This window comes from Cellulosimicrobium sp. CUA-896, assembly GCF_001942335.1.
GTDB lineage: Bacteria > Actinomycetota > Actinomycetes > Actinomycetales > Cellulomonadaceae > Cellulosimicrobium.
Genome location: NZ_MKKH01000066.1, coordinates 89,079 through 108,656, shown reverse-complemented (window position 1 = coordinate 108,656; position 19,578 = coordinate 89,079). Strand labels below are relative to the sequence as shown.

Sequence of the window (19,578 nt, the reverse complement as noted above, 5' to 3'; positions counted from 1 at the left end):
AGGGGAGGACGGACCCGCAGGACGCGGCCACGGGCGGGGCCACGGCCCCGGGCGGGGCCACGACGGAGGCCGAGGCCGCGCCGGGGGTGCCGGCGCCGCTGGCCGTCGCCCTGGACGACTTCGCCGCCCACCTCGCGGTGGACCGGGGGGTGTCGGAGCACACCGTGCGCGCCTATGCCGGTGACGTCGCCGACCTGCTCCGGCACGCGGCCGCCGAGGGCGCTGCGACGCTCGACGCCGTCCGGCTCTCCACGCTCCGCTCGTGGCTCACCGAGCTCTCCGAGCGGGGGCTCGCCCGCGCCACGCTCGCGCGCCGCGGCGCTGCGGCGCGCGCCTTCTTCGACTGGGCCCGCACCACGGGGCGCGTCGCGGCCGACCCGTCGGCGCGCCTCGCGAGCCCCCGGGTGCCACGGACGCTGCCGACCGTCCTCGCCGTCGACGCGGCCGCACGGCTGCTGGACGCCGCGCGCGCCGCCGCCGACGACGGGACGCCCGCGCGCCTGCGGGAGTGGGCCGCGGCCGAGCTGCTGTACGGGGCGGGGATCCGCGTCGGAGAGCTCTCGGGGGTCGACGTGGACGACGTCGACCTCGACGGGCGGACCGTGCGGGTGCTCGGCAAGGGGGACAAGGACCGCGTCGTGCCGTTCGGGGTCCCCGCCGCGCGCGCGGTGCGGAGGTGGCTCGAGGCGGGCCGCCCCGCCGTCGTCACCGCTCGGTCCGGCGCGGCGCTGCTCGTCGGCGACCGCGGTGGCCGCTGGGGGCCGCGGCAGGTGCGCGACGCGGTGCACCGGCTCGCGGCGGCGGCGGGGGTCGAGGACGTCGCGCCCCACGACCTGCGCCACAGCGCCGCCACGCACCTGCTCGCCGGCGGGTCCGACCTGCGCAGCGTCCAGGAGATCCTCGGGCACTCCTCGCTCGCGACGACGCAGCGCTACACGCACGTGACCGCGGAGCGGTTGCGCAGCTCGTTCGAGCAGGCGTTCCCGCGCGCCTGAGCCGGACGGCGCGCCTGCGCCGGTGGTCCCGGGCGCGCGGTCGGCACGGGTCAGGGCGCCCCTCAGCCGAGGGGCAGGAGCACGATCGGGGACCGGTCACCGAGCAGCCCGAGCGGGTCGAGGTAGCGCTCGCCGCGACGCACGCCCCAGTGGACGCACGTGCGCGCGCAGTGCCCGCCGCGGTGGGACGACGTCGGCCCGCCCGGCACCACCTCGACGGTCCCGACCGGCGTCCCGCGGCCCACGCGCGCTCCCGGGCCGACGGTCCCCGTGACGGGTTCCACCGAGGTGCGCAGCCCGTCGTCGTGCAGCACCACGAGCACGTCGCGCCCGGCGACCGGGCCGGCGAACGTGACGACGCCGGGCGCGGGGGAGCGCACGACCTCGCCCGGGGTCGCGGCGAGGTCGACGCCGCGGTGTCCCGCGAGCCAGTCCTGCGCCGGGGGGTCGAACGGGGCGAGGACGCCGAGGGCGTCGTCCGGGCGTTCCAGCGGCGGGACCCAGCCCGCGGGGTCCTCGCGCAGCCGGCCGGGGGAGAACCCGTCCGCCGGTGCCCGCAGGGGGCGGTCGCCGTGCGCCGGTGGTCCGGCCGCGCCGGCGGCCGTGGCGGGAGGGCCCGCGTGGACGCCGACCAGGGCCGGGACCACGACGCAGAGCGCGAGCGCGGTCGACCGGACGGAGGGGCGTGCCGAGCTGCGGTCGGCCACGGCGGCGGGCGTCGTCATGCCCGGCAGCGTGCCGTGCGGGCGGCCGAGCGTGCACGCGCCGACGACCCGGCTGTGGACGACGGGAGGAGCCGACGGACGTCGGCCCGAGGCTGTGGTCGAGGGTGTCGCCGCGAGGCACGCCGTCCCGCGCCTCGCAGCGTCGGCCGTGCCCCGGCGGTCGGGTAGACTGGTCGACGCGATCGGCACGGCCACCAGCCGCCTCGTTCGTCGCTCGGCGCTCCGGCGTCCGGAGGCGGCGGGACGACGGGCCGGACCGGTCGACTTCGCGCGCCACGCTCCCGCTTCCCGTCCCGGTCCGCCGGGATCCTGCGGGCCGCGTCCGGCGTCGGTCCCGCCCGCACCCCGTGCGAGCGGGCGTCGGCACGGGTGGCGCCAGGGGTGCGTTCCGCCGTGGACCGCACCGACAACCGCAGTCGCGGCCCGCCTCGCGAGGGGGCCGCCGGAGCGCGCGTGCACCGGGAGGATCCCGGGCCGCGCGGTGAAAGGACGTGTCATGGCCGTCGTGACCATGCGCCAGCTCCTCGAGAGCGGTGTCCACTTCGGGCACCAGACCCGCCGTTGGAACCCGAAGATGAAGCGCTTCATCTTCACGGAGCGCAACGGCATCTACATCGTCGACCTCCAGCAGTCGCTGTCCTACATCGACCGCGCCTACGACTTCGTCAAGGAGACCGTCGCGCACGGCGGCACGATCCTGTTCGTCGGCACGAAGAAGCAGGCCCAGGAGCCCGTGGCCGAGCAGGCGTCGCGCGTCGGCATGCCGTACGTGAACCACCGCTGGCTCGGCGGCATGCTCACCAACTTCACGACGGTCCACAAGCGCCTGCAGCGCCTCAAGGAGCTCGAGGAGATCGACTTCGACGACGTCGCCGGCTCGGGGCTCACCAAGAAGGAGCTCCTCGTCCTGCGCCGCGAGAAGGACAAGCTCGCGCGCACGCTCGGCGGCATCCGCGACATGGCGAAGGTGCCCTCCGCCGTGTGGATCGTCGACACGAACAAGGAGCACCTCGCGGTCGACGAGGCGCGCAAGCTCAACATCCCGATCGTCGCGATCCTGGACACCAACTGCGACCCCGACGTCGTGGACTACAAGATCCCCGGCAACGACGACGCCATCCGCTCCGTCACGCTGCTGACGCGCGTGATCGCCGACGCCGCCGCCGAGGGCCTCATGCAGCGCCACTCGGGCCGTTCGGGCGCCGAGGCCGGTGCCGCGACCGACGCCGAGCCGCTCGCCGAGTGGGAGCGCGAGCTCCTCGAGGGCGCCGAGCAGCAGCTCGAGACGCAGGAGCAGCCGGCGGAGGCCGCGCCGACCCAGGGCGCGACCGGCGCCGAGGAGGCCGTCGCCCCCGGTGCGGACGCGGCCCCCGCGGTCGACGCCGCGGCCGAGGCGGCCGGCGAGCCGACGACCGAGCAGGCGGAGACGGCCGAGAAGACCGAGCAGGCCGAGTGAGGACGTGGGGTGCGCGGCGGGCGAGCCCGCCGCGCACCCCACGCCGCGCCCGGGTCCCCGGAGGGGCCCGGAGCCCGCACCCAGCACGACCCGTGACGAACCACGAGTGAGGATCCTCCACCATGGCGAACTACACCGCCGCTGACATCAAGGCGCTGCGCGAGCGCACCGGCGCCGGCATGCTCGACGTCAAGAAGGCGCTCGACGAGGCCAACGGCGACTCCGACAAGGCGCTCGAGATCATCCGCGTCAAGGGCCTGAAGGGCGTCGCCAAGCGCGAGGGCCGTTCCACGTCCGAGGGCCTCGTGGCCGTGGACATCCGCGACGCCGAGGGCGGTCAGGTCGCCACGCTCGTCGAGCTCAACTCCGAGACCGACTTCGTGGCGAAGAACGAGACCTTCATCAACCTGGCCGACCGCGTGCTCAAGGCGGCCGCCGCCGCCGGTGCGCGCGACGCCGACGCCGCGCTCGCCGCGGACGCCGACGGCGAGACCGTCCAGGAGGTCATCGACAACACCGCCGCGACGCTCGGCGAGAAGATCGTCCTGCGCCGCGTGACGCGCGTCGCGGGCGAGCGCGTCACCGCCTACCTGCACCGCACCGCGCGCGACCTGCCGCCGTCGATCGGCGTCGTCGTCGCGACCGACGCGGCCGGCGAGGCCGTCGCGAAGGACGTCGCGCAGCACGTGGCCGCGATGTCGCCGCAGTACCTGTCGCGCGACGACGTCCCGGCCGAGACGGTGGAGAACGAGCGCCGCATCGCCGAGGAGACCTCGCGCAACGAGGGCAAGCCGGAGGCCGCGCTGCCGAAGATCATCGAGGGCCGGCTCGGGGGCTTCTTCAAGGACGTCGTCCTCGTCGACCAGCCGCTCGCGAAGGACCCGAAGAAGACGGTCGGCCAGGTCGTGTCCGAGGCCGGTGGCTCGATCACCGAGTTCGTGCGCTTCCGCGTCGGAGCCTGACGCTCGTCCGGCCCGGCCCTCCCGCCGTCAGGCGGGACGGCCGGGCCGAGCCGCACCCGGGCGCCCTCGCGCCCGGGTGCGGACCAGGACCCCAGGAGCAGTCGGCCCCGCGAGCGCGGGGCGCTGCGCACCGGCCGTGGCCGGGTGACGACGAAGGACAGGTGGCGACATGACGACAGGCGAGCCGACCAGCACGACGGTGACCGGTGCGGGCGCGCCCGCGCGCCGCGTGCTCCTCAAGCTGTCCGGGGAGACGTTCGGCGGCGGCCAGATCGGGCTCGCGCCCGACGTCGTGCAGCGTGTCGCCCAGGAGATCGCCGCGGCCGTCGAGCAGGGCGTGCAGGTCGCCATCGTCGTCGGGGGAGGGAACTTCTTCCGCGGCGCCGAGCTCTCCCAGCGCGGCCTGGACCGGGCGCGCGCGGACTACATGGGCATGCTCGGCACGGTCATGAACTGCCTCGCCCTCCAGGACTTCCTCGAGCAGGCCGGCGTGACGACGCGGGTGCAGACCGCCATCACCATGGGCCAGGTCGCGGAGCCGTACATCCCGCTGCGGGCGATCCGCCACCTCGAGAAGGGGCGCGTCGTCATCTTCGGCGCGGGCGCCGGCATGCCGTACTTCTCGACGGACACGGTCTCCGTGCAGCGCGCCCTCGAGACGCACTGCCAGGAGGTCCTCATGGGCAAGAACGGCGTGGACGGCGTCTACACGGCGGATCCCCGCAAGGACCCGGCCGCCGTGCGGCTCGACCACCTCACGTACACCGACGCCCTCGTCAACGACCTCGGCGTCATGGACGCCACCGCCATGAGCCTGTGCCGGGACAACGACGTGCGCATGCGCGTCTTCGGCATGGGCGAGCCGGGGAACGTCACCCGCGCCCTCGTCGGCGAGAATATTGGCACACTGGTCACCGCGGACTGACGAGCAGCTCGCAGGACCGACGAGACGTAAGGAGCACTGGGTGATCGACGAGACCCTCCTCGAGGCCGAGGAGAAGATGGACAAGGCGGTCGAGGTGGCCAAGGAGGACTTCGCCGCCATCCGCACCGGCCGGGCCAACCCCGCGATGTTCAACAAGATCACGGTCGACTACTACGGTGCCCCGACCCCGCTCCAGCAGCTGGCGTCCTTCCAGACGCCCGAGGCGCGGACGGTCATCGTCGCGCCGTTCGACAAGAGCGCGATGACGGCCATCGAGAAGGCGCTGCGCGACTCCGACCTGGGCGTGAACCCGTCGAACGACGGCAACATCATCCGCGTCGTGCTGCCCGCGCTGACGGAGGAGCGTCGCCGCGACTTCGTCAAGCTCGCCAAGCAGAAGGCCGAGGACTCCCGCGTGTCGATCCGCAACGTGCGGCGCCGGGCCAAGGAGGAGCTCGACCGCATCGTGCGCGACGGAGAGGCCGGCGAGGACGAGGTCACACGCGCCGAGAAGGAGCTCGAGGGCCTGACGAAGCAGCACGTGGACCAGGTGGACGCCCTCCTGGCCGGCAAGGAGAGCGAGCTGCTCGAGGTCTGAGGCTCTCTCGGACCCGGGCGCACCAGCCGATGTCAGAACTCCACCCCGCCGCCGGCGACCCCGCGGACGGCCGCGCGGTCGGCCCGGAGCCCGACGGCACGCCGGTCCCGTGCGCACGGCGCGCGCCGGGCGCAACCTGCCCGTCGCGATCGCCGTGGGTCTCGGCCTGCTCGTCGTCGTGGCCGCGAGCCTGGCCTTCCGGCCCGAGCCGTTCGTCGCCCTCGCGGTGCTCGCCGTGGGAGCCGCGGTGTGGGAGCTGGGCAAGGCCCTGCAGCGCCGCGACCTGCACGTCCCGGTGCTCCCTCTGCTCGTCGGTACCGCGGGCATCCTCGTCTCGTCGTACTACTCCGGTCCCGAGGCGCTGCTCGTCTCGTTCATGCTCACGGTCGCCGGCGTCGTCGTGTGGCGCGTCATCGACGGCTCGGGCACGGCCGCGGTGCGCGACGCCGCGGCCGGCACGTTCGCCGCGGCCTACCTGCCGTTCATGGCCGGGTTCGTCATGCTCCTGCTCGCGCAGGACGACGGGCGCGTGCGCGTCCTGCTCTTCATCCTCCTCGCGGTCGCCAACGACGTCGGCGGGTACGTCGCCGGCGTCCTCTTCGGCCGCCACCCGCTCGCGCCGTCGGTCAGCCCGAAGAAGTCGTGGGAGGGCCTCGCCGGCTCGTTCGTCCTCGCCACGGCCGTGGGCGTCGTCGGCGTCGTGATCGGCCTCGGGGCGAGCCCGCTCCTGGGTGTCGCGCTCGGCGTGCTCACGCCGCTCACGGCGACCGTCGGCGACCTCGCCGAGTCCATGATCAAGCGGGACCTAGAATTGAAGGACATGGGGTCGCTCCTGCCGGGCCACGGGGGCATCCTCGACCGGCTCGACTCCATGCTCCTCACCGCGCCGTTCGTCTACGTGCTGCTCACCGTGGCAGCGTGACGGCGCCCCGCCCCCCCCACGCTTGGACCCTCCCATGACCGTGCGACCGACCGTCCGACAGAACGCCCCCGCGGCAGACCGCCCGGCAGACCGCCCGGGTGCGACGCAGGCCGCGCGCTCCGTGCGCCCGTCGGTGGAGTCGACCCCGCTCCCGCTCGTCATGTCGGCGCCGCGCCGCGGGAAGCCCCCGCGCCACTTCGCCGACCTCGCGCCCGACGAGGTGCGCGACGCGGTCGTCGAGCTCGGCGAGAAGCCGTTCCGCGCGAAGCAGCTCGCGACGCACTACTACGCGCACCTCACGCGCGACCCCGAGGCGATGACCGACCTGCCGAAGGCGTCGCGGGACGCGCTCGCGCAGGCGCTCTTCCCGCCGCTGCTCACGCCGGCCCGGCGCATGGAGGCCGACGGCGGCACGACCGTCAAGACGCTGTGGCACCTGTTCGACGGCGCGAAGGTCGAGTCGGTGCTCATGCGCTACCCGCAGCGCACGACGCTGTGCGTCTCGAGCCAGGCGGGCTGCGGCATGGCGTGCCCGTTCTGCGCGACGGGGCAGCTCGGGCTCACCCGCAACCTCTCCGTGGCGGAGATCGTCGAGCAGGTGCGCGCCGCCGCGCGCTCCCTCGCCGACGGTGAGGTCCCCGGCGGCCCGGCGCGCCTGAACAACCTCGTGTTCATGGGCATGGGGGAGCCGCTCGCCAACTACAAGGCGGTCATGGGGACCGTGCGCCGTCTCGTCGCGCCCGCCCCCGACGGCCTCGGCATGTCCGCGCGCAACATCACCGTGTCGACGGTCGGGCTCGTCCCCGCGATGCGCAAGCTCGCCGACGAGGGCATCCCGGTGACGCTCGCCCTGTCCCTGCACGCACCGGACGACGACCTGCGCGGCGAGCTGGTGCCGATCAACACGCGCTGGAGCGTCGACGAGGCGCTCGACGCGGCCCGGCACTACTCGAGGTCACGGGCCGGCGCGTGAGCATCGAGTACGCCCTGATCAAGGACATGAACGACCACGCGTGGCGGGCGGACCTCCTGGGCGAGAAGCTCAATGCACGCGGCCACGGCTGGGTGCACGTCAACCCGATCCCGCTCAACCCGACGCCCGGGTCGATCTGGACCGCCAGCGACCCTGCCGTCGAGGCGGAGTTCGTGGCACGATTGCGCGGGCACGGCATCCCGACGACGGTCCGTGACACCCGCGGCAGCGACATCGACGGCGCCTGCGGGCAGCTCGCTGCAGAGGAGGACGAGTGAGTTCGCTGTTCACGACGGTCTCGAGGACCCGCAACGGGTACGACCCCGAGGAGGTCGACGACTTCTTCGAGCACGCGCGCGACGTCTACGAGGGTCGCGCCTCGGACCGCCTGACGAGCACGGAGATCCAGACGTCCGTGTTCGACCTGGTGCGCGGCGGCTACGACACGCACGAGGTGGACGCCGCGCTCGACCGGCTCGAGGGGGCGTTCATCGCCCGGCAGCGCGCCGAGTACGTCGCGGCCCACGGACAGCAGGCCTGGATGAACGCGCTCGCCGAGCGGGCCCGCACGCTGTACGGGCGGCTCGGCCGGCCGGACGGCGAGAAGTTCGCCCCGGCGGAGCGGGGCAGGCCCGCGTACGACATGGACGACGTCGACGACCTGTGCGACCGGCTCGTCGCCTACTTCGACAGGCAGGTGCCGATCACCGCCGCCGAGATCCGCGCCGCCACGTTCAAGCGGGTGCGCGGCCGCGACGGGTACGCCGAGGGTCCGGTGGACGCCTTCTTCTCGCGCGCCGTCGAGGTGCTGCTCGGCGTCGAGTGAGGCTCCCGACAGGTCTGGCACGCACGGCGCACCTGGGATGATGGGACCCGTGCACGACCACCCCGAACCTCGCACCCTGACGATCCTCGGCTCGACCGGGTCGATCGGCACGCAGGCGATCGACGTCGTCCGTGCGCACCCCGGGCGGTTCCGGGTCGAGGCGCTGTCCGCGGGAGGCGGTGACGTCGACCTCCTCGCGCGGCAGGCGGCCGATCTCGGCGTCCACGCGGTCGCCGTCGCGGACGCCGGCCGGGCGCGCGCCCTCGAGCGGGCGCTCGCCGACGCGTGCGCCGGGCGGTCCGGCGCCCGGCCGTGCTCGCGGGACCGGACGCCGCCACGGAGCTCGCCGGGCGGGGGAGCGACGTCGTGCTCAACGGCATCACGGGCTCCGTCGGCCTCGGCCCGACGCTCGCGGCGCTGCGCGGCGGCTCGACGCTCGCGCTCGCGAACAAGGAGTCGCTCGTGGCGGGCGGCGCGCTCGTGCGCGCCGCGCAGCAGCGCGCCGACCAGATCGTGCCGGTCGACTCCGAGCACTCGGCCATCGCGCAGTGCCTGCGCTCGGCGCGCGCGCGAGGTGCGCCGCCTGGTGCTCACCGCGTCCGGGGGCCCGTTCCGCGGCTGGGCGCCCGACGCCGTGAAGGCCGCGACGGTCGACCAGGCGCTCGCCCACCCCACGTGGGCGATGGGGCCGGTGGTGACGGTCAACTCGGCGAGCCTCATGAACAAGGGCCTCGAGCTCGTCGAGGCGCACCTGCTGTTCGACGTCCCGGTCGACGACATCGTCGTCGTGGTGCACCCGCAGTCCGTCGTGCACTCGATGGTCGAGTTCGTCGACGGCTCGACGATCGCGCAGGCGTCGCCCCCGGACATGCGCCTGCCCATCGCGCTCGGCCTGAGCTGGCCGGACCGCCTCGACGTCGTGACCCCGCCGTGCGACTGGACGCAGGCCGCGTCGTGGACCTTCGAGCCGCTCGACGACGCCGCGTTCCCGGCCGTCGGGCTCGCGCGGGCCGCGGTCGCCGCGAGCGCGACGCACCCCGCGGTCTACAACGCCGCCAACGAGCAGGCCGTCGCGGCGTTCCTCAGCGGACGCGCAGGTTTCGGTGACATCGTCAGCACCGTCGAGAGCGTGCTGGGCGCCCACGAGGGAACGCACCGCGACGCCGTCACGTTGGACGACGTGTCGGGGGCGGAGCAGTGGGCGCGCACGCGCGCCGACGAGCTGCTCGTCCGGCGCTGACCGGCAGGCACGGTCCACCGACCGCTCCGGCGACCGCACCGCACCACCTGACCGCACCACCCGTGACACTGTGAGGACGGAACCATGGCGACGCTGATCGGGATCCTCGTGGTCGTGCTCGGCATCATCGTCTCGATCGCGCTGCACGAGGTGGGCCACATGGTCCCCGCGAAGCGGTTCGGCGTGCGCGTCAGCCAGTACATGGTCGGCTTCGGGCCGACCCTGTGGTCGCGCCGCAAGGGCGAGACGGAGTACGGCCTCAAGGCGATCCCGCTCGGCGGGTACGTCCGGCTCGTGGGCATGTTCCCGCCCGCTCCGGCCGGCGCGCGGCCCCGCGGCAACGGGTTCTTCGCCCAGGTCGTCGCGGACGCGCGCGACGCGAGCGCCGAGGAGGTCCGGCCGGGGGAGGAGCACCGCGCCTTCTACAACCTCTCGGCGCCCAAGAAGGTCGTCGTGATGCTCGGCGGCCCGTTCATGAACCTCCTCATCGCGTTCGTGCTCATGCTCGTGGTGTTCGTCGGCATCGGGCTCCCCGCCGCCACGACGACGGTCGCGAGCGTCACGCCGTGCGTCACGGACACCGTGACGGCGCAGGCCGGGTGCGAGAGCGGGGACCCCGAGTCGCCCGCGGCGGCCGCCGGCTTGCAGCCCGGTGACGAGGTGGTCGCGTTCGACGGTGCCCCGGTCACGTCCTGGGACCAGCTCTCCGGCACGATCCGCGGCGCCGCGGGCACCACGGTCCCGCTCGTCGTCGAGCGCGACGGCGAGCAGGTCGACCTGCAGGTGACGCCGGTCGAGGTCGAGCGGCAGGTGGTCGCCGAGGACGGCACGGCCGTCGTCGACGAGGCGGGCGACCCGGTCACCGAGCCGGTGGGCTACCTGGGCTTCTCACCGACGGTCGAGCGCCGGTCGGTCGGCGCCGGCACCGCCGTCGAGCGACGTGGCAGCAGGTGAGCGGCACGGCCGGGATCATCGTCACGCTCCCCGTCAAGGTCGCCGAGGCGGCCCAGGCGGCGTTCACCGACGCGCCTCGCGAGCAGGACTCCGTGATGAGCGTCGTGGGCGTGGGTCGCGTCGCCGTCGACGTGGCGGGGGCCGACAACCCGGTGCTCGACCGCGTCGTCACGATGCTCCTGCTGCTCGCCGCGCTCAACGTCGCGCTGTTCGTCTTCAACCTCATCCCGCTGCTGCCGCTCGACGGCGGCCACGTCGTCAACGCCGTGTACGAGGGCGCGAAGCGCACCGTCGCGCGCGTGCGCGGCCTGCCGCGGCCGGGGCCGGCGGACGTCGCGCGCATGATGCCCGTGGCGTACGTGATGTTCGTCGTGCTGGTCGGCGTCGGCGCGCTGCTCATCCTCGCCGACATCGTCGACCCCGTCCGTCTCACCTAGCGGCACGCCTGCGCGAGCCTGCCGCGGCGCGCCGTGCTCGTGGAGGCACCGCGAAGATGTGCCGGACCCACGGGGAAGGTGACGCCTCCGACGGTCTCGACGTGCGGTACCCGGGGTCGTGCAGGGGATACTGGTGACGTGAGCGTACCCATCAGCCTCGGAATGCCCGCCGCCCCGCCGCCGGTCCTCGCGCCGCGCCGCACGACCCGCAAGATCAAGGTCGGGAAGGTCGAGGTCGGCGGCGACGCCCCGATCAGCGTCCAGTCGATGACGACGACGCCGACCACCGACATCAACGCGACCCTGCAGCAGATCGCCGAGCTCACGGCCTCCGGCTGCGACATCGTGCGGGTCGCGGTGCCGAGCGCGGACGACGCCGAGGCGCTGCCGGCCATCGCGAAGAAGTCCCAGATCCCCGTCATCGCGGACATCCACTTCCAGCCCAAGTACGTCTACGCGGCGATCGACGCCGGCTGCGCCGCCGTGCGCGTCAACCCCGGCAACATCCGCAAGTTCGACGACCAGGTCAAGCAGATCGCGCGCGCCGCGTCCGACGCGGGCGTCTCCCTGCGCATCGGCGTCAACGCCGGCTCGCTCGACCCGCGCCTGCTCGCGAAGTACGGCAAGGCCACGCCCGAGGCGCTCGTCGAGTCGGCGGTGTGGGAGGCGTCGCTGTTCGAGGAGCACGACTTCCACGACTTCAAGATCTCCGTCAAGCACAACGACCCCGTCGTCATGGTGCGCGCCTACGAGCTGCTCTCCCAGGCGGGCGACTGGCCCCTGCACCTCGGCGTGACCGAGGCCGGGCCGGCGTTCCAGGGCACCATCAAGTCGGCGACCGCGTTCGGCGCGCTGCTGAGCCAGGGCATCGGCGACACGATCCGCGTCTCCCTCTCGGCGCCGCCGGTCGAGGAGGTCAAGGTCGGCAACCAGATCCTCCAGTCGCTCAACCTGCGCCCGCGCAAGCTCGAGATCGTCTCGTGCCCCTCGTGCGGCCGCGCGCAGGTCGACGTCTACTCGCTGGCCGACAAGGTGACCGCGGGCCTCGAGGGCATGGAGGTCCCGCTGCGCGTCGCCGTCATGGGCTGCGTCGTCAACGGCCCGGGCGAGGCCCGCGAGGCCGATCTCGGCGTGGCCTCCGGCAACGGCAAGGGCCAGATCTTCGTCAAGGGCGAGGTCGTCAAGACGGTGCCCGAGGCGCTCATCGTGGAGACGCTCATCGAGGAGGCCATGCGCATCGCCGAGACGATGACGCCCGAGAACGACGCGCAGGCCGGGTCCCCGGTCGTCACCGTCGGCTGACGGGCGTGTCCCGCTGGCGCCGCTCGGTCCCGGCCCTGCGGACGTGGGCCGAGGCCGAGGCGCGCGAGCTCGACGACACGGACGTGACCGAGGCGCTCGTCGTCTGCGCGGCGGACCCGGTCGCGTCGGCCCTCGCCGCGGCGCGCTTCGAGGTGGCGGCGCGTCTCGGCCTGCGCGCCGCGGGCGGGCAGGCGTGGGGCTTCCCCGCGGACGGACCGCTCGAGGCGGTCTGCTGGGCCGGCGCCAACCTGGTGCCGGTCGTCCCGGCGTCGCTCGGGGAGGCCGGCCGGCGCGCCGCGGTCGCCGGCTTCGCCGCCCTCGCGCGCCGCGCCGGACGCCGGTCCTCGTCGGTCGTGGGGGAGCGCGACGCCGTGCTGGCGCTCTGGGCGACGCTCGCGGAGACGTGGCCCGCGCCGCGCGAGGTCCGCGCGGAGCAGCCGTCGCTCGCGATCGACCGTGCGCCCGCCGTGGAGCCCGACCCGGGGGTGCGCCGCTCGGTGCTCGCCGAGGTCCCCGTCGTGCTGCCCGCGTGCGTGCGGATGTTCACCGAGGAGGTCGGCTACTCGCCGGTGGAGGGCGGCGGCCGGGCGTACGAGGAGCGCGTGCGCTCGCTCGTGGCCGCGGGGCGTTCCTTCGTCCGCCTGGAGGGGTCGGGGACGGGCGCGCACGTCGCGTTCAAGGCCGAGCTCGGTGCGGTGACGGGGCGGGTCGCCCAGGTCCAGGGCGTGTGGGTCGACCCGCGCTACCGCGGGCGGGGACTGGCGGCGCCGGGCATGGCGGCGGTCGTCCAGCTCGCGCGCGCGGCCGCGGACCCGGCCGCGGCGGCCCCGATCGTGTCGCTGTACGTCAACGACTACAACGTGCGGGCGCTCGCGACGTACCGGAGGGTCGGCTTCGAACGGGTCGGCACGTACGCCACGGTGCTGTTCTGAGCCACCGTGCTGTCCTGACCGGTGTGCCGACCGTGGCGGTCGGCACGCTCACCGGAGCAGGCGCGAGAGCCGGCGGTCGGCGAGCACCTGGCCGCCGGTCTGGCACGTGGCGCAGTACTGCAGGCTGCGGTCGGCGAAGCTCACCTCGCGCACCGTGTCGCCGCACACGGGGCACGGCTGCCCGGTGCGCCCGTGCACGCGCATCCCGGCGCGCTTGGCGTCCTTGAGCTCGGCCGCCGGCCGGCCCGACGCCGCGGCGACCGCGCCGGACAGCACCTCGCCCACGGCGGCGTGCACGCGGGCGACCTCGTCGGGCGTGAACGAGCGCGTGAGCTTGAACGGGCTCGTCCGGGCGGCGTGGAGGATGTCGTCGGAGTACGCGTTGCCGATCCCGGCGATCGACGACTGGTCGCGCAGGAGTCCTTTCACCTGCTGGTTGCGCGCGGCCATGAGGCCGGCGAGGACCTCGGGCGTGAAGGCCGGGTCGAGCGGCTCGACGCCCAGCGTGGCGATCGCCGTCACCTCGGCCGGGTCGCGCACCACGTGCACCGCGAGGCGCTTGCGCGTGCCGGCCTCCGTGAGGTCGAAGCCGGAGCCGTCGTCGAACCGGACCCGCAGCGCGAGCGCGGCCACCTTCCCCCCGCCCCCGCCGCCGAGGCGGGGGCGCACGGGCGTCGTCGACGCCTTCTCCGACCATCGCAGCCACCCGCCACGGGCGAGGTGGAAGACCAGGTGCAGCGCGTCGTCGCGCACGTCCGACGACGGCGCCGGCGCGACGACGAGGTCGAGCCACTTGCCGTGCCGGCGGGCGCCCGCGACCGTGCCGCCGACGAGCGCGCCCACCGGCGGGTCGAAGGTCTTGAGCGCTGCGATCTGGGCCACGTCGGCGGCGACGACGGTCCGTCCCGTCGCCCGGTCGTCGAGGAACCGGACGAGGGCCTCCACCTCGGGCAGCTCGGGCATGGGGCCATCCTCCCCGCCGGTAGGGTTGGGCGCATGTCTTCCGTCACGTCCGGGGAGTCGCCCGCGTCCCTCGCGGTCGCCCGCCCCGCCGACCTCCTGCGCCTGTCCACCCTGTTCGTCCGGACGCTGCGCGAGGACCCTGCCGACGCCGAGGTCGCGAGCCACCGGCTGCTCGTGCGCGCGGGCTACATCCGCCGCGCGGCGCCCGGCATCTACACCTGGCTCCCGCTCGGTCTGCGCGTGCTGCGCAAGGTGGAGGCCGTCGTCCGGGAGGAGATGGCCGCCGCCGGCGCGCAGGAGGTGCACTTCCCGGCGCTGCTGCCCAAGGAGCCGTACGAGGCGACGGGCCGCTGGACGGAGTACGGGCCGAACATCTTCCGGCTGAAGGACCGCAAGGAGGCGGACTACCTCCTCGCGCCCACGCACGAGGAGATGTTCACCCTCCTCGTCAAGGACCTGTACTCGTCGTACAAGGACCTGCCGCTGACGATCTACCAGATCCAGACCAAGTACCGCGACGAGGCCCGGCCGCGCGCCGGCCTCATCCGCGGGCGCGAGTTCGTCATGAAGGACGCGTACTCGTTCGACGTCACCGACGAGGGCCTCGAGCGCTCGTACGAGGCGCAGCGCGCCGCGTACCGGCGCATCTTCGAGCGCCTGGGGCTCGAGTACGTCGTCGTCGCGGCGACGTCGGGTGCCATGGGCGGGTCGCGCTCGGAGGAGTTCCTCACCCCGACGGCGATCGGCGAGGACACGTTCGTCCGCTCGCCGGGCGGCTACGCGGCGAACGTCGAGGCGGTCGTCACGCCGGTCCCCGAGGCCGTCGACTACGCCGACGCGCCGGCCGCCCACGTCGAGGACACGCCGGGCACCCCGACGATCGACTCGCTCGTCGCGTTCGCCAACGCGCACCACCCGCGCGCCGACCGGCCCTGGACCGCGGCGGACACGCTGAAGAACGTCGTGCTCGCGCTGACCCACCCGGACGGACGGCGCGAGGTCGTCGTCGTCGGCCTCCCGGGCGACCGCGAGGTCGACCTCAAGCGCGTCGGCGCGGCGTTCGAGCCGGCCGAGGTGGAGCCGGCGACCGACGCGGACTTCGCCGCACACCCCGAGCTCGTCAAGGGCTACATCGGGCCGGGCGTGCTGGGCCCCAACGCGCACCGTGAGCCGCCCCTGCCCGGCGACGCGCCCGAGGTGGCCGCGCAGGGCGAGCCGGTGCGCCACTCGGTGCGCTACCTGCTCGACCCGCGGGTCGTCGCCGGCACGCGCTGGATCACCGGCGCGGACGCCGACGGCCGGCACGTGTTCGACCTCGTCGCGGAGCGCGACTTCGCCGCCGACGGCACGGTCGAGGCCGCCGAGGTGCGCGCCGGTGACGAGGCGCCCGACGGCTCGGGCCCGCTCGAGCTCGCGCGCGGCATCGAGATCGGCCACATCTTCGCGCTCGGGCGCAAGTACGCGCAGGCGCTCGGGCTCACGGTGCTCGACGAGAACGGCAAGCAGGTCGTCGTGACGATGGGCTCCTACGGCATCGGCGTCACGCGCGTGCTCGCGGCGCTCGCCGAGGCCAACCACGACGACGCGGGGCTGGCCTGGCCCGCGCACGTCGCCCCCGCGCACCTGCACGTCGTCGCGACGGGCAAGGACGCGGCGGTCTTCGACGAGGCCGAGCGGCTCGCGACGGAGCTCGTCACGCGCGGTGTCGAGGTGGTGTACGACGACCGCCCGAAGGTGTCGCCCGGCGTGAAGTTCAAGGACGCGGAGCTGCTCGGCGTCCCGCTGCTGCTCGTCGTGGGCCGCGGGCTCGCGGACGGCGTCGTCGAGGTGCGCCCGCGCGCCGACGAGGCCGTGCAGGTGCCCGTCGCGGACGCGGTGGACGAGGTCGTGCGGCGCGTGGAGACCCTCCTGGGCTGATCCCCGGCGACGCTCAGGAGCCGGCCGGCGCGGCCCCGGCCTGCTCGGGCAGACCGGGGAAGGCCGCGAGGGGCGCGCCCCATGCGAGCGCACCCTGCCAGGAGTCGACGAGCAGCACGAGGACCTCGCCGCGCGACGTCGGCGCGGACGTCGCCACGAGCGACGCGTACGACTGCGCCAGCTCGGACTCGAGGCGCTGGGCGAGCGCGGCGGTGTCCTCGTCCTCGGGCAGCTCGTAGGCGACGCGGCGCGGGTCCTGGTCCGTGCCGTCCGTCCCGGCGGCGCGCGCCCACGCCTCGGCGCGCGCCCGGTGCTGCGCCGCGCGGGCCACGGCGGCCGCGCGGACGTCGCCGTCGGCCTGGGCGCCGCGCACCTCGTAGGCGTACCCCGCGGCGTCCTCGGCCGCGACGAGCGTCGCGAGGTCCGCGGCCCCGACGCCGGTGGGTGCCGCGCCGACCAGGGCGGTCCCCAGGGTCAGCTCGGCCGCCGCGTCCGAGCCGGTGGCGGCCGCCAGGCGCTGCGCGGACACGTGCTCCGACGTCGCGACCGAGGCGAGCAGGCGGGCGAGGCCCGGGTCGCGTGCCGCGTCCGCCGACGCCCGGGTCCGCTGCGCCGCGCCGACGAGCGCGGCGACCACGTCGTCCGTGGTCGGCCCGGCGTCGGACGCCTCCTCGTCGGGCGCATCCTCGGTGTCGGGCGCCTCCTCGGCGTCCGCTCCCGCGTCCCGGGCGCCCTCCGCGACCGCCGCGGCGTCGGCCGGGGTCGTCGTCACCTCCGTGGGGGACCCGGCCGTGGCGCCCGCGGTCTCGCCCGGGTCCGGGAGGCCGGAGTCGTAGACGCCGCCGAGCGCGTCCACGTGCTCTCGTGCGAAGGCCGCGATCTCGTCGACCAGCGCCCGCACCGCGGGGTCGGCGGCGGACGGCGCCACCTCGTCCGCGAGGCCCGCCACCGTCAGGGCGTCGTCGACCGCGGTGCGGCGCACGACCTCGCGCGCACCGGGGCTGGGCTCCGTGGGGGCCGGCGTCTCGAGCCGCACGCCGCACCCGGCGAGGACCGCGGCGACCACGACGAGGACGGCCGCGAGGGCCGCGCGGGCGGGGTGGGCGGCGTCCGCCGCGGTCGCGTGGGGTCTCATCGGGGGCGATGATGTCATGCCCGGGGCCCGCGAGTCGTTACGCTGGTCCCTGGTCAGCAGGCAGCACAACAACACACCGGTCGTATCCGTGCCCGGCGTGGGAGCGGACGGGAGTCGAGTCATGGCAGGGCAGGCGGGCGGACGGTCCGGGAAGGGGCCCGACGGCGGGGCCGCCGAGGCGCTCCGGGAGGGCGTGCGGCGCGGGATCGAGCCGGTGGTGCGCGACGCGGGGCTGTTCCTGGAGGACGTCTCGGTCTCGCGTGCAGGGGCGCGCTCCGTGGTGCGCGTGGTGGTGGACCTGCCCGAGGACGCCTCGGGAAGCCTCGACCTCGACACGGTGGCCGAGGTCTCGCGACCGATCTCCGCCGTCCTCGACGACGTCGACGTGCTGCCCGGGGCGTACACGCTCGAGGTGTCGACGCCGGGCACGGACCGCGCGCTCACGGAGCGGCGGCACTTCCGTCGGGCACGCGGGCGCTCGTGCGCCTCGTCCTCGCGGACGGCGGCACGGTCGAGGGCCGGCTGCGCGACGTCGACGACGCCCTGCACCTCGAGGTCGCGGGCCCCGGGGGTCCGCGCAGGAGCGCGTGGTGGCGCTGGACGACGTCGTGCGCGGCCAGGTGCAGGTCGAGCTCCGTCGCGCCCTGGCCGCCGACCTGCCCGAGCTGGACGACCCGACCGCCGGTGGCGGTCCCGACGCCGAGGAGGCCTGACGATGGACATCGACATGAGCACGCTGCGGCTGCTCGAGCGCGAGAGGGACATCAGCCTCGACGTGCTCGTCGCGGCGATCGAGCAGGCCCTGCTCTCGGCGTACCACCGCACGCCCGACGCGTACGCCCGCGCGCGCGTCGAGCTGGACCGCCGGTCCGGGCACGTGACCGTGTGGGCGCGCGAGGAGCTGCCCGCACCCCCCACCGACGACGAGGACGCGCCGCGCGGCCCGGTCGAGTACGGGCCCGAGTTCGACCACACGCCGGCGGACTTCGGGCGGATCGCGACGTCGACGGCGCGCCAGGTGATCGTCCAGCGGCTGCGCGACGCCGAGGACGACCAGATCCTCGGCACGTTCCGCGGCAAGGAGGGCGAGGTCCTCGCGGGCGTCATCCAGCAGGGCCGGGACCCGCGCGTCGTGCTCGTCGACGTCGGCGGCACCGAGGCGGTGCTGCCGCCGCACGAGCAGGTACCGACGGAGGAGTACGTGCACGGCGAGCGCCTGCGCGCCTACGTGCTCGAGGTGGCGCGGGGAATGAAGGGCGCGCAGATCACGTTGAGCCGGACGCACCCGAACCTCGTGCGCAAGCTCTTCGAGCTCGAGGTGCCGGAGGTCGCCGAGGGCGCCGTGGAGATCACGGCGATCGCGCGCGAGGCCGGTCACCGGACGAAGGTCGCGGTGCGCTCGACGGTCCCCGGTCTGGGGGCCAAGGGCGCGTGCATCGGCCGATGGGCTCCCGCGTGCGGGCCGTCATGGCCGAGCTGCACGGGGAGAAGATCGACATCGTCGACCACAGCGACGACCCGGCGCGGTTCGTCGCGAACGCCCTGTCGCCGGCGCGCGTGTCCTCGGTCACCGTGGTCGACGCGGAGGCCCGCGCCGCCCGTGTCGTGGTGCCGGACTTCCAGCTCTCGCTCGCGATCGGCAAGGAGGGGCAGAACGCCCGCCTGGCCGCCAAGCTGACGGGCTGGCGCATCGACATCCGCTCGGACGAGGGCGGCCCGGAGGCCGGGACGACGGCCGAGCCGGGTGCCGTGGGCGGTGCCGCTCCCGCCGGTCGCGGGCCCGTCGACCGGTAGCGCGCCGGGTGGTACGGTCACGCACGACGGGGCAGCGCGCTAGACTGTCCACGACCGGGCCGCGTGCCCGCACGCCGACCATGCCCCCGGACACCCACCCCGACCCGCGCACCGCGGGGACGGGTCCCGTCCGGACGTGCGTCGGCTGCCGGGAACGCGACCTGAGGTCCGTCCTCCTCCGTCTGGTCGTCGACCGGTCCGGCACGAGCACCGACGAGCCCCGGCTCGTGGTCGACGCCGGTCGGTCGCTGCCGGGCCGCGGCGCGTGGCTCCACGCGTCTGCGCGGTGCCTCGAGGCGGCGGAACGCCGGCGGGCCGTCCCGCGGGCCCTGCGCGTGGCAGGGCCGCTCGACCTCACCGCCGTCCGTGCCGCGGTCGAGCCGGGCGGGGAAGCATGAACGACCGTCACGACCGAGACCTCGGATCCTCCGTGGTCGCCGGCCGCACTGCACGACACGTCGACAAGGAAGCGGGTCAGAAGCCGATGGGCACCCGATGAGTCCCCTGCGATGAGCACCCAGC

General features: G+C 74.9%; 17 protein-coding genes and 4 pseudogenes. 18 read left to right on the top strand and 3 right to left on the bottom strand.

Features of this window, described 5'->3' with window-relative positions; all coding sequences use genetic code 11:
* Positions 1 to 98 precede the first annotated feature (98 nt).
* Positions 99 to 995: a tyrosine-type recombinase/integrase gene (locus BJF88_RS16100; protein ID WP_075829554.1), complete on the top strand. Its 897-nt coding sequence runs from the start codon at positions 99 to 101 to the stop codon at positions 993 to 995.
* Positions 996 to 1,057: 62 nt separating this feature from the next.
* Here the strand turns inward: BJF88_RS16100 and BJF88_RS16095 are convergent, their stop codons facing one another.
* Complete coding sequence (locus BJF88_RS16095; protein ID WP_083649214.1) at positions 1,058 to 1,720, bottom strand: murein hydrolase activator EnvC; 663 nt, start codon at positions 1,718 to 1,720, stop codon at positions 1,058 to 1,060.
* Positions 1,721 to 2,216: 496 nt separating this feature from the next.
* Between BJF88_RS16095 and rpsB the strand changes: the two genes are divergently transcribed.
* From rpsB to BJF88_RS16040, 12 genes and pseudogenes are all read left to right on the top strand, one after another.
* Positions 2,217 to 3,176 (top strand): 30S ribosomal protein S2, encoded by a 960-nt coding sequence (gene rpsB / locus BJF88_RS16090; RefSeq protein WP_075829523.1) that lies wholly within the window; start codon positions 2,217 to 2,219, stop codon positions 3,174 to 3,176.
* A gap of 122 nt (positions 3,177 to 3,298) precedes the next feature.
* Entirely contained in the window at positions 3,299 to 4,138 is an 840-nt protein-coding gene (gene tsf / locus BJF88_RS16085; RefSeq protein WP_075829522.1) for a translation elongation factor Ts, read from the top strand.
* 169 nt (positions 4,139 to 4,307) lie between these two features.
* Complete coding sequence (pyrH, locus tag BJF88_RS16080; RefSeq protein WP_075829521.1) at positions 4,308 to 5,063, top strand: UMP kinase; 756 nt, start codon at positions 4,308 to 4,310, stop codon at positions 5,061 to 5,063.
* A gap of 40 nt (positions 5,064 to 5,103) precedes the next feature.
* Entirely contained in the window at positions 5,104 to 5,661 is a 558-nt protein-coding gene (gene frr, locus BJF88_RS16075) for a ribosome recycling factor (protein WP_075829520.1), read from the top strand.
* A 109-nt stretch (positions 5,662 to 5,770) separates the two neighbouring features.
* Entirely contained in the window at positions 5,771 to 6,583 is an 813-nt protein-coding gene (locus BJF88_RS16070; RefSeq protein WP_075829519.1) for a phosphatidate cytidylyltransferase, read from the top strand.
* A gap of 160 nt (positions 6,584 to 6,743) precedes the next feature.
* Positions 6,744 to 7,834: pseudogene (gene rlmN / locus BJF88_RS16065) on the top strand (23S rRNA (adenine(2503)-C(2))-methyltransferase RlmN).
* The gene (locus BJF88_RS16060) at positions 7,831 to 8,382 is read left to right on the top strand and encodes a DivIVA domain-containing protein (protein ID WP_075829518.1); all 552 of its coding nucleotides are present in this window, start codon (positions 7,831 to 7,833) and stop codon (positions 8,380 to 8,382) included. The pseudogene rlmN and the gene BJF88_RS16060 overlap by 4 nt, the downstream one beginning before the upstream one ends.
* 40 nt (positions 8,383 to 8,422) lie before the next feature.
* A pseudogene (gene dxr / locus BJF88_RS16055) lies at positions 8,423 to 9,622 on the top strand (1-deoxy-D-xylulose-5-phosphate reductoisomerase).
* Positions 9,623 to 9,706: 84 nt separating this feature from the next.
* On the top strand, positions 9,707 to 10,576 hold the full coding sequence (locus BJF88_RS16050) for an RIP metalloprotease (RefSeq protein ID WP_369824648.1): 870 nt from the start codon (positions 9,707 to 9,709) through the stop codon (positions 10,574 to 10,576).
* Complete coding sequence (locus tag BJF88_RS23885) at positions 10,573 to 11,013, top strand: site-2 protease family protein (protein WP_369824647.1); 441 nt, start codon at positions 10,573 to 10,575, stop codon at positions 11,011 to 11,013. Before BJF88_RS16050 ends, BJF88_RS23885 begins: the two co-directional genes overlap by 4 nt.
* A 162-nt stretch (positions 11,014 to 11,175) precedes the next feature.
* On the top strand, positions 11,176 to 12,315 hold the full coding sequence (gene ispG, locus BJF88_RS16045) for a flavodoxin-dependent (E)-4-hydroxy-3-methylbut-2-enyl-diphosphate synthase (protein WP_187346240.1): 1,140 nt from the start codon (positions 11,176 to 11,178) through the stop codon (positions 12,313 to 12,315).
* A gap of 5 nt (positions 12,316 to 12,320) precedes the next feature.
* Positions 12,321 to 13,247, top strand: coding sequence for a DUF4081 domain-containing GNAT family N-acetyltransferase (locus tag BJF88_RS16040; RefSeq protein WP_222844029.1), 927 nt, complete (start codon positions 12,321 to 12,323; stop codon positions 13,245 to 13,247).
* Between the two features lie 48 nt (positions 13,248 to 13,295).
* Here BJF88_RS16040 and BJF88_RS16035 read toward each other — a convergent pair whose 3' ends face one another.
* Positions 13,296 to 14,210, bottom strand: coding sequence for an Fpg/Nei family DNA glycosylase (locus BJF88_RS16035; protein WP_075829516.1), 915 nt, complete (start codon positions 14,208 to 14,210; stop codon positions 13,296 to 13,298).
* Positions 14,211 to 14,243: 33 nt separating this feature from the next.
* Between BJF88_RS16035 and BJF88_RS16030 the strand changes: the two genes are divergently transcribed.
* Positions 14,244 to 16,127 carry a proline--tRNA ligase gene (locus BJF88_RS16030; protein WP_075829515.1) on the top strand — a complete coding sequence of 628 codons (1,884 nt, stop codon included), beginning with the start codon at positions 14,244 to 14,246 and terminating at the stop codon, positions 16,125 to 16,127.
* 13 nt (positions 16,128 to 16,140) lie between these two features.
* Here the strand turns inward: BJF88_RS16030 and BJF88_RS16025 are convergent, their stop codons facing one another.
* Positions 16,141 to 17,262: a DUF4439 domain-containing protein gene (locus BJF88_RS16025; RefSeq protein ID WP_075829514.1), complete on the bottom strand. Its 1,122-nt coding sequence runs from the start codon at positions 17,260 to 17,262 to the stop codon at positions 16,141 to 16,143.
* Positions 17,263 to 17,278: 16 nt separating this feature from the next.
* Between BJF88_RS16025 and rimP the strand changes: the two are divergent.
* The 4 genes and pseudogenes from rimP to BJF88_RS16010 all read left to right on the top strand — a co-directional run.
* Positions 17,279 to 17,683 (top strand): annotated as a pseudogene (gene rimP / locus BJF88_RS23880) (ribosome maturation factor RimP); the annotation flags it as partial.
* A gap of 169 nt (positions 17,684 to 17,852) precedes the next feature.
* Positions 17,853 to 17,975 (top strand): hypothetical protein, encoded by a 123-nt coding sequence (locus tag BJF88_RS22535; protein ID WP_255372101.1) that lies wholly within the window; start codon positions 17,853 to 17,855, stop codon positions 17,973 to 17,975.
* A gap of 2 nt (positions 17,976 to 17,977) precedes the next feature.
* Positions 17,978 to 19,056 (top strand): annotated as a pseudogene (nusA, locus tag BJF88_RS16015) (transcription termination factor NusA).
* Between the two features lie 80 nt (positions 19,057 to 19,136).
* Complete coding sequence (locus tag BJF88_RS16010; RefSeq protein WP_075829513.1) at positions 19,137 to 19,454, top strand: YlxR family protein; 318 nt, start codon at positions 19,137 to 19,139, stop codon at positions 19,452 to 19,454.
* Positions 19,455 to 19,578: the final 124 nt, after the last annotated feature.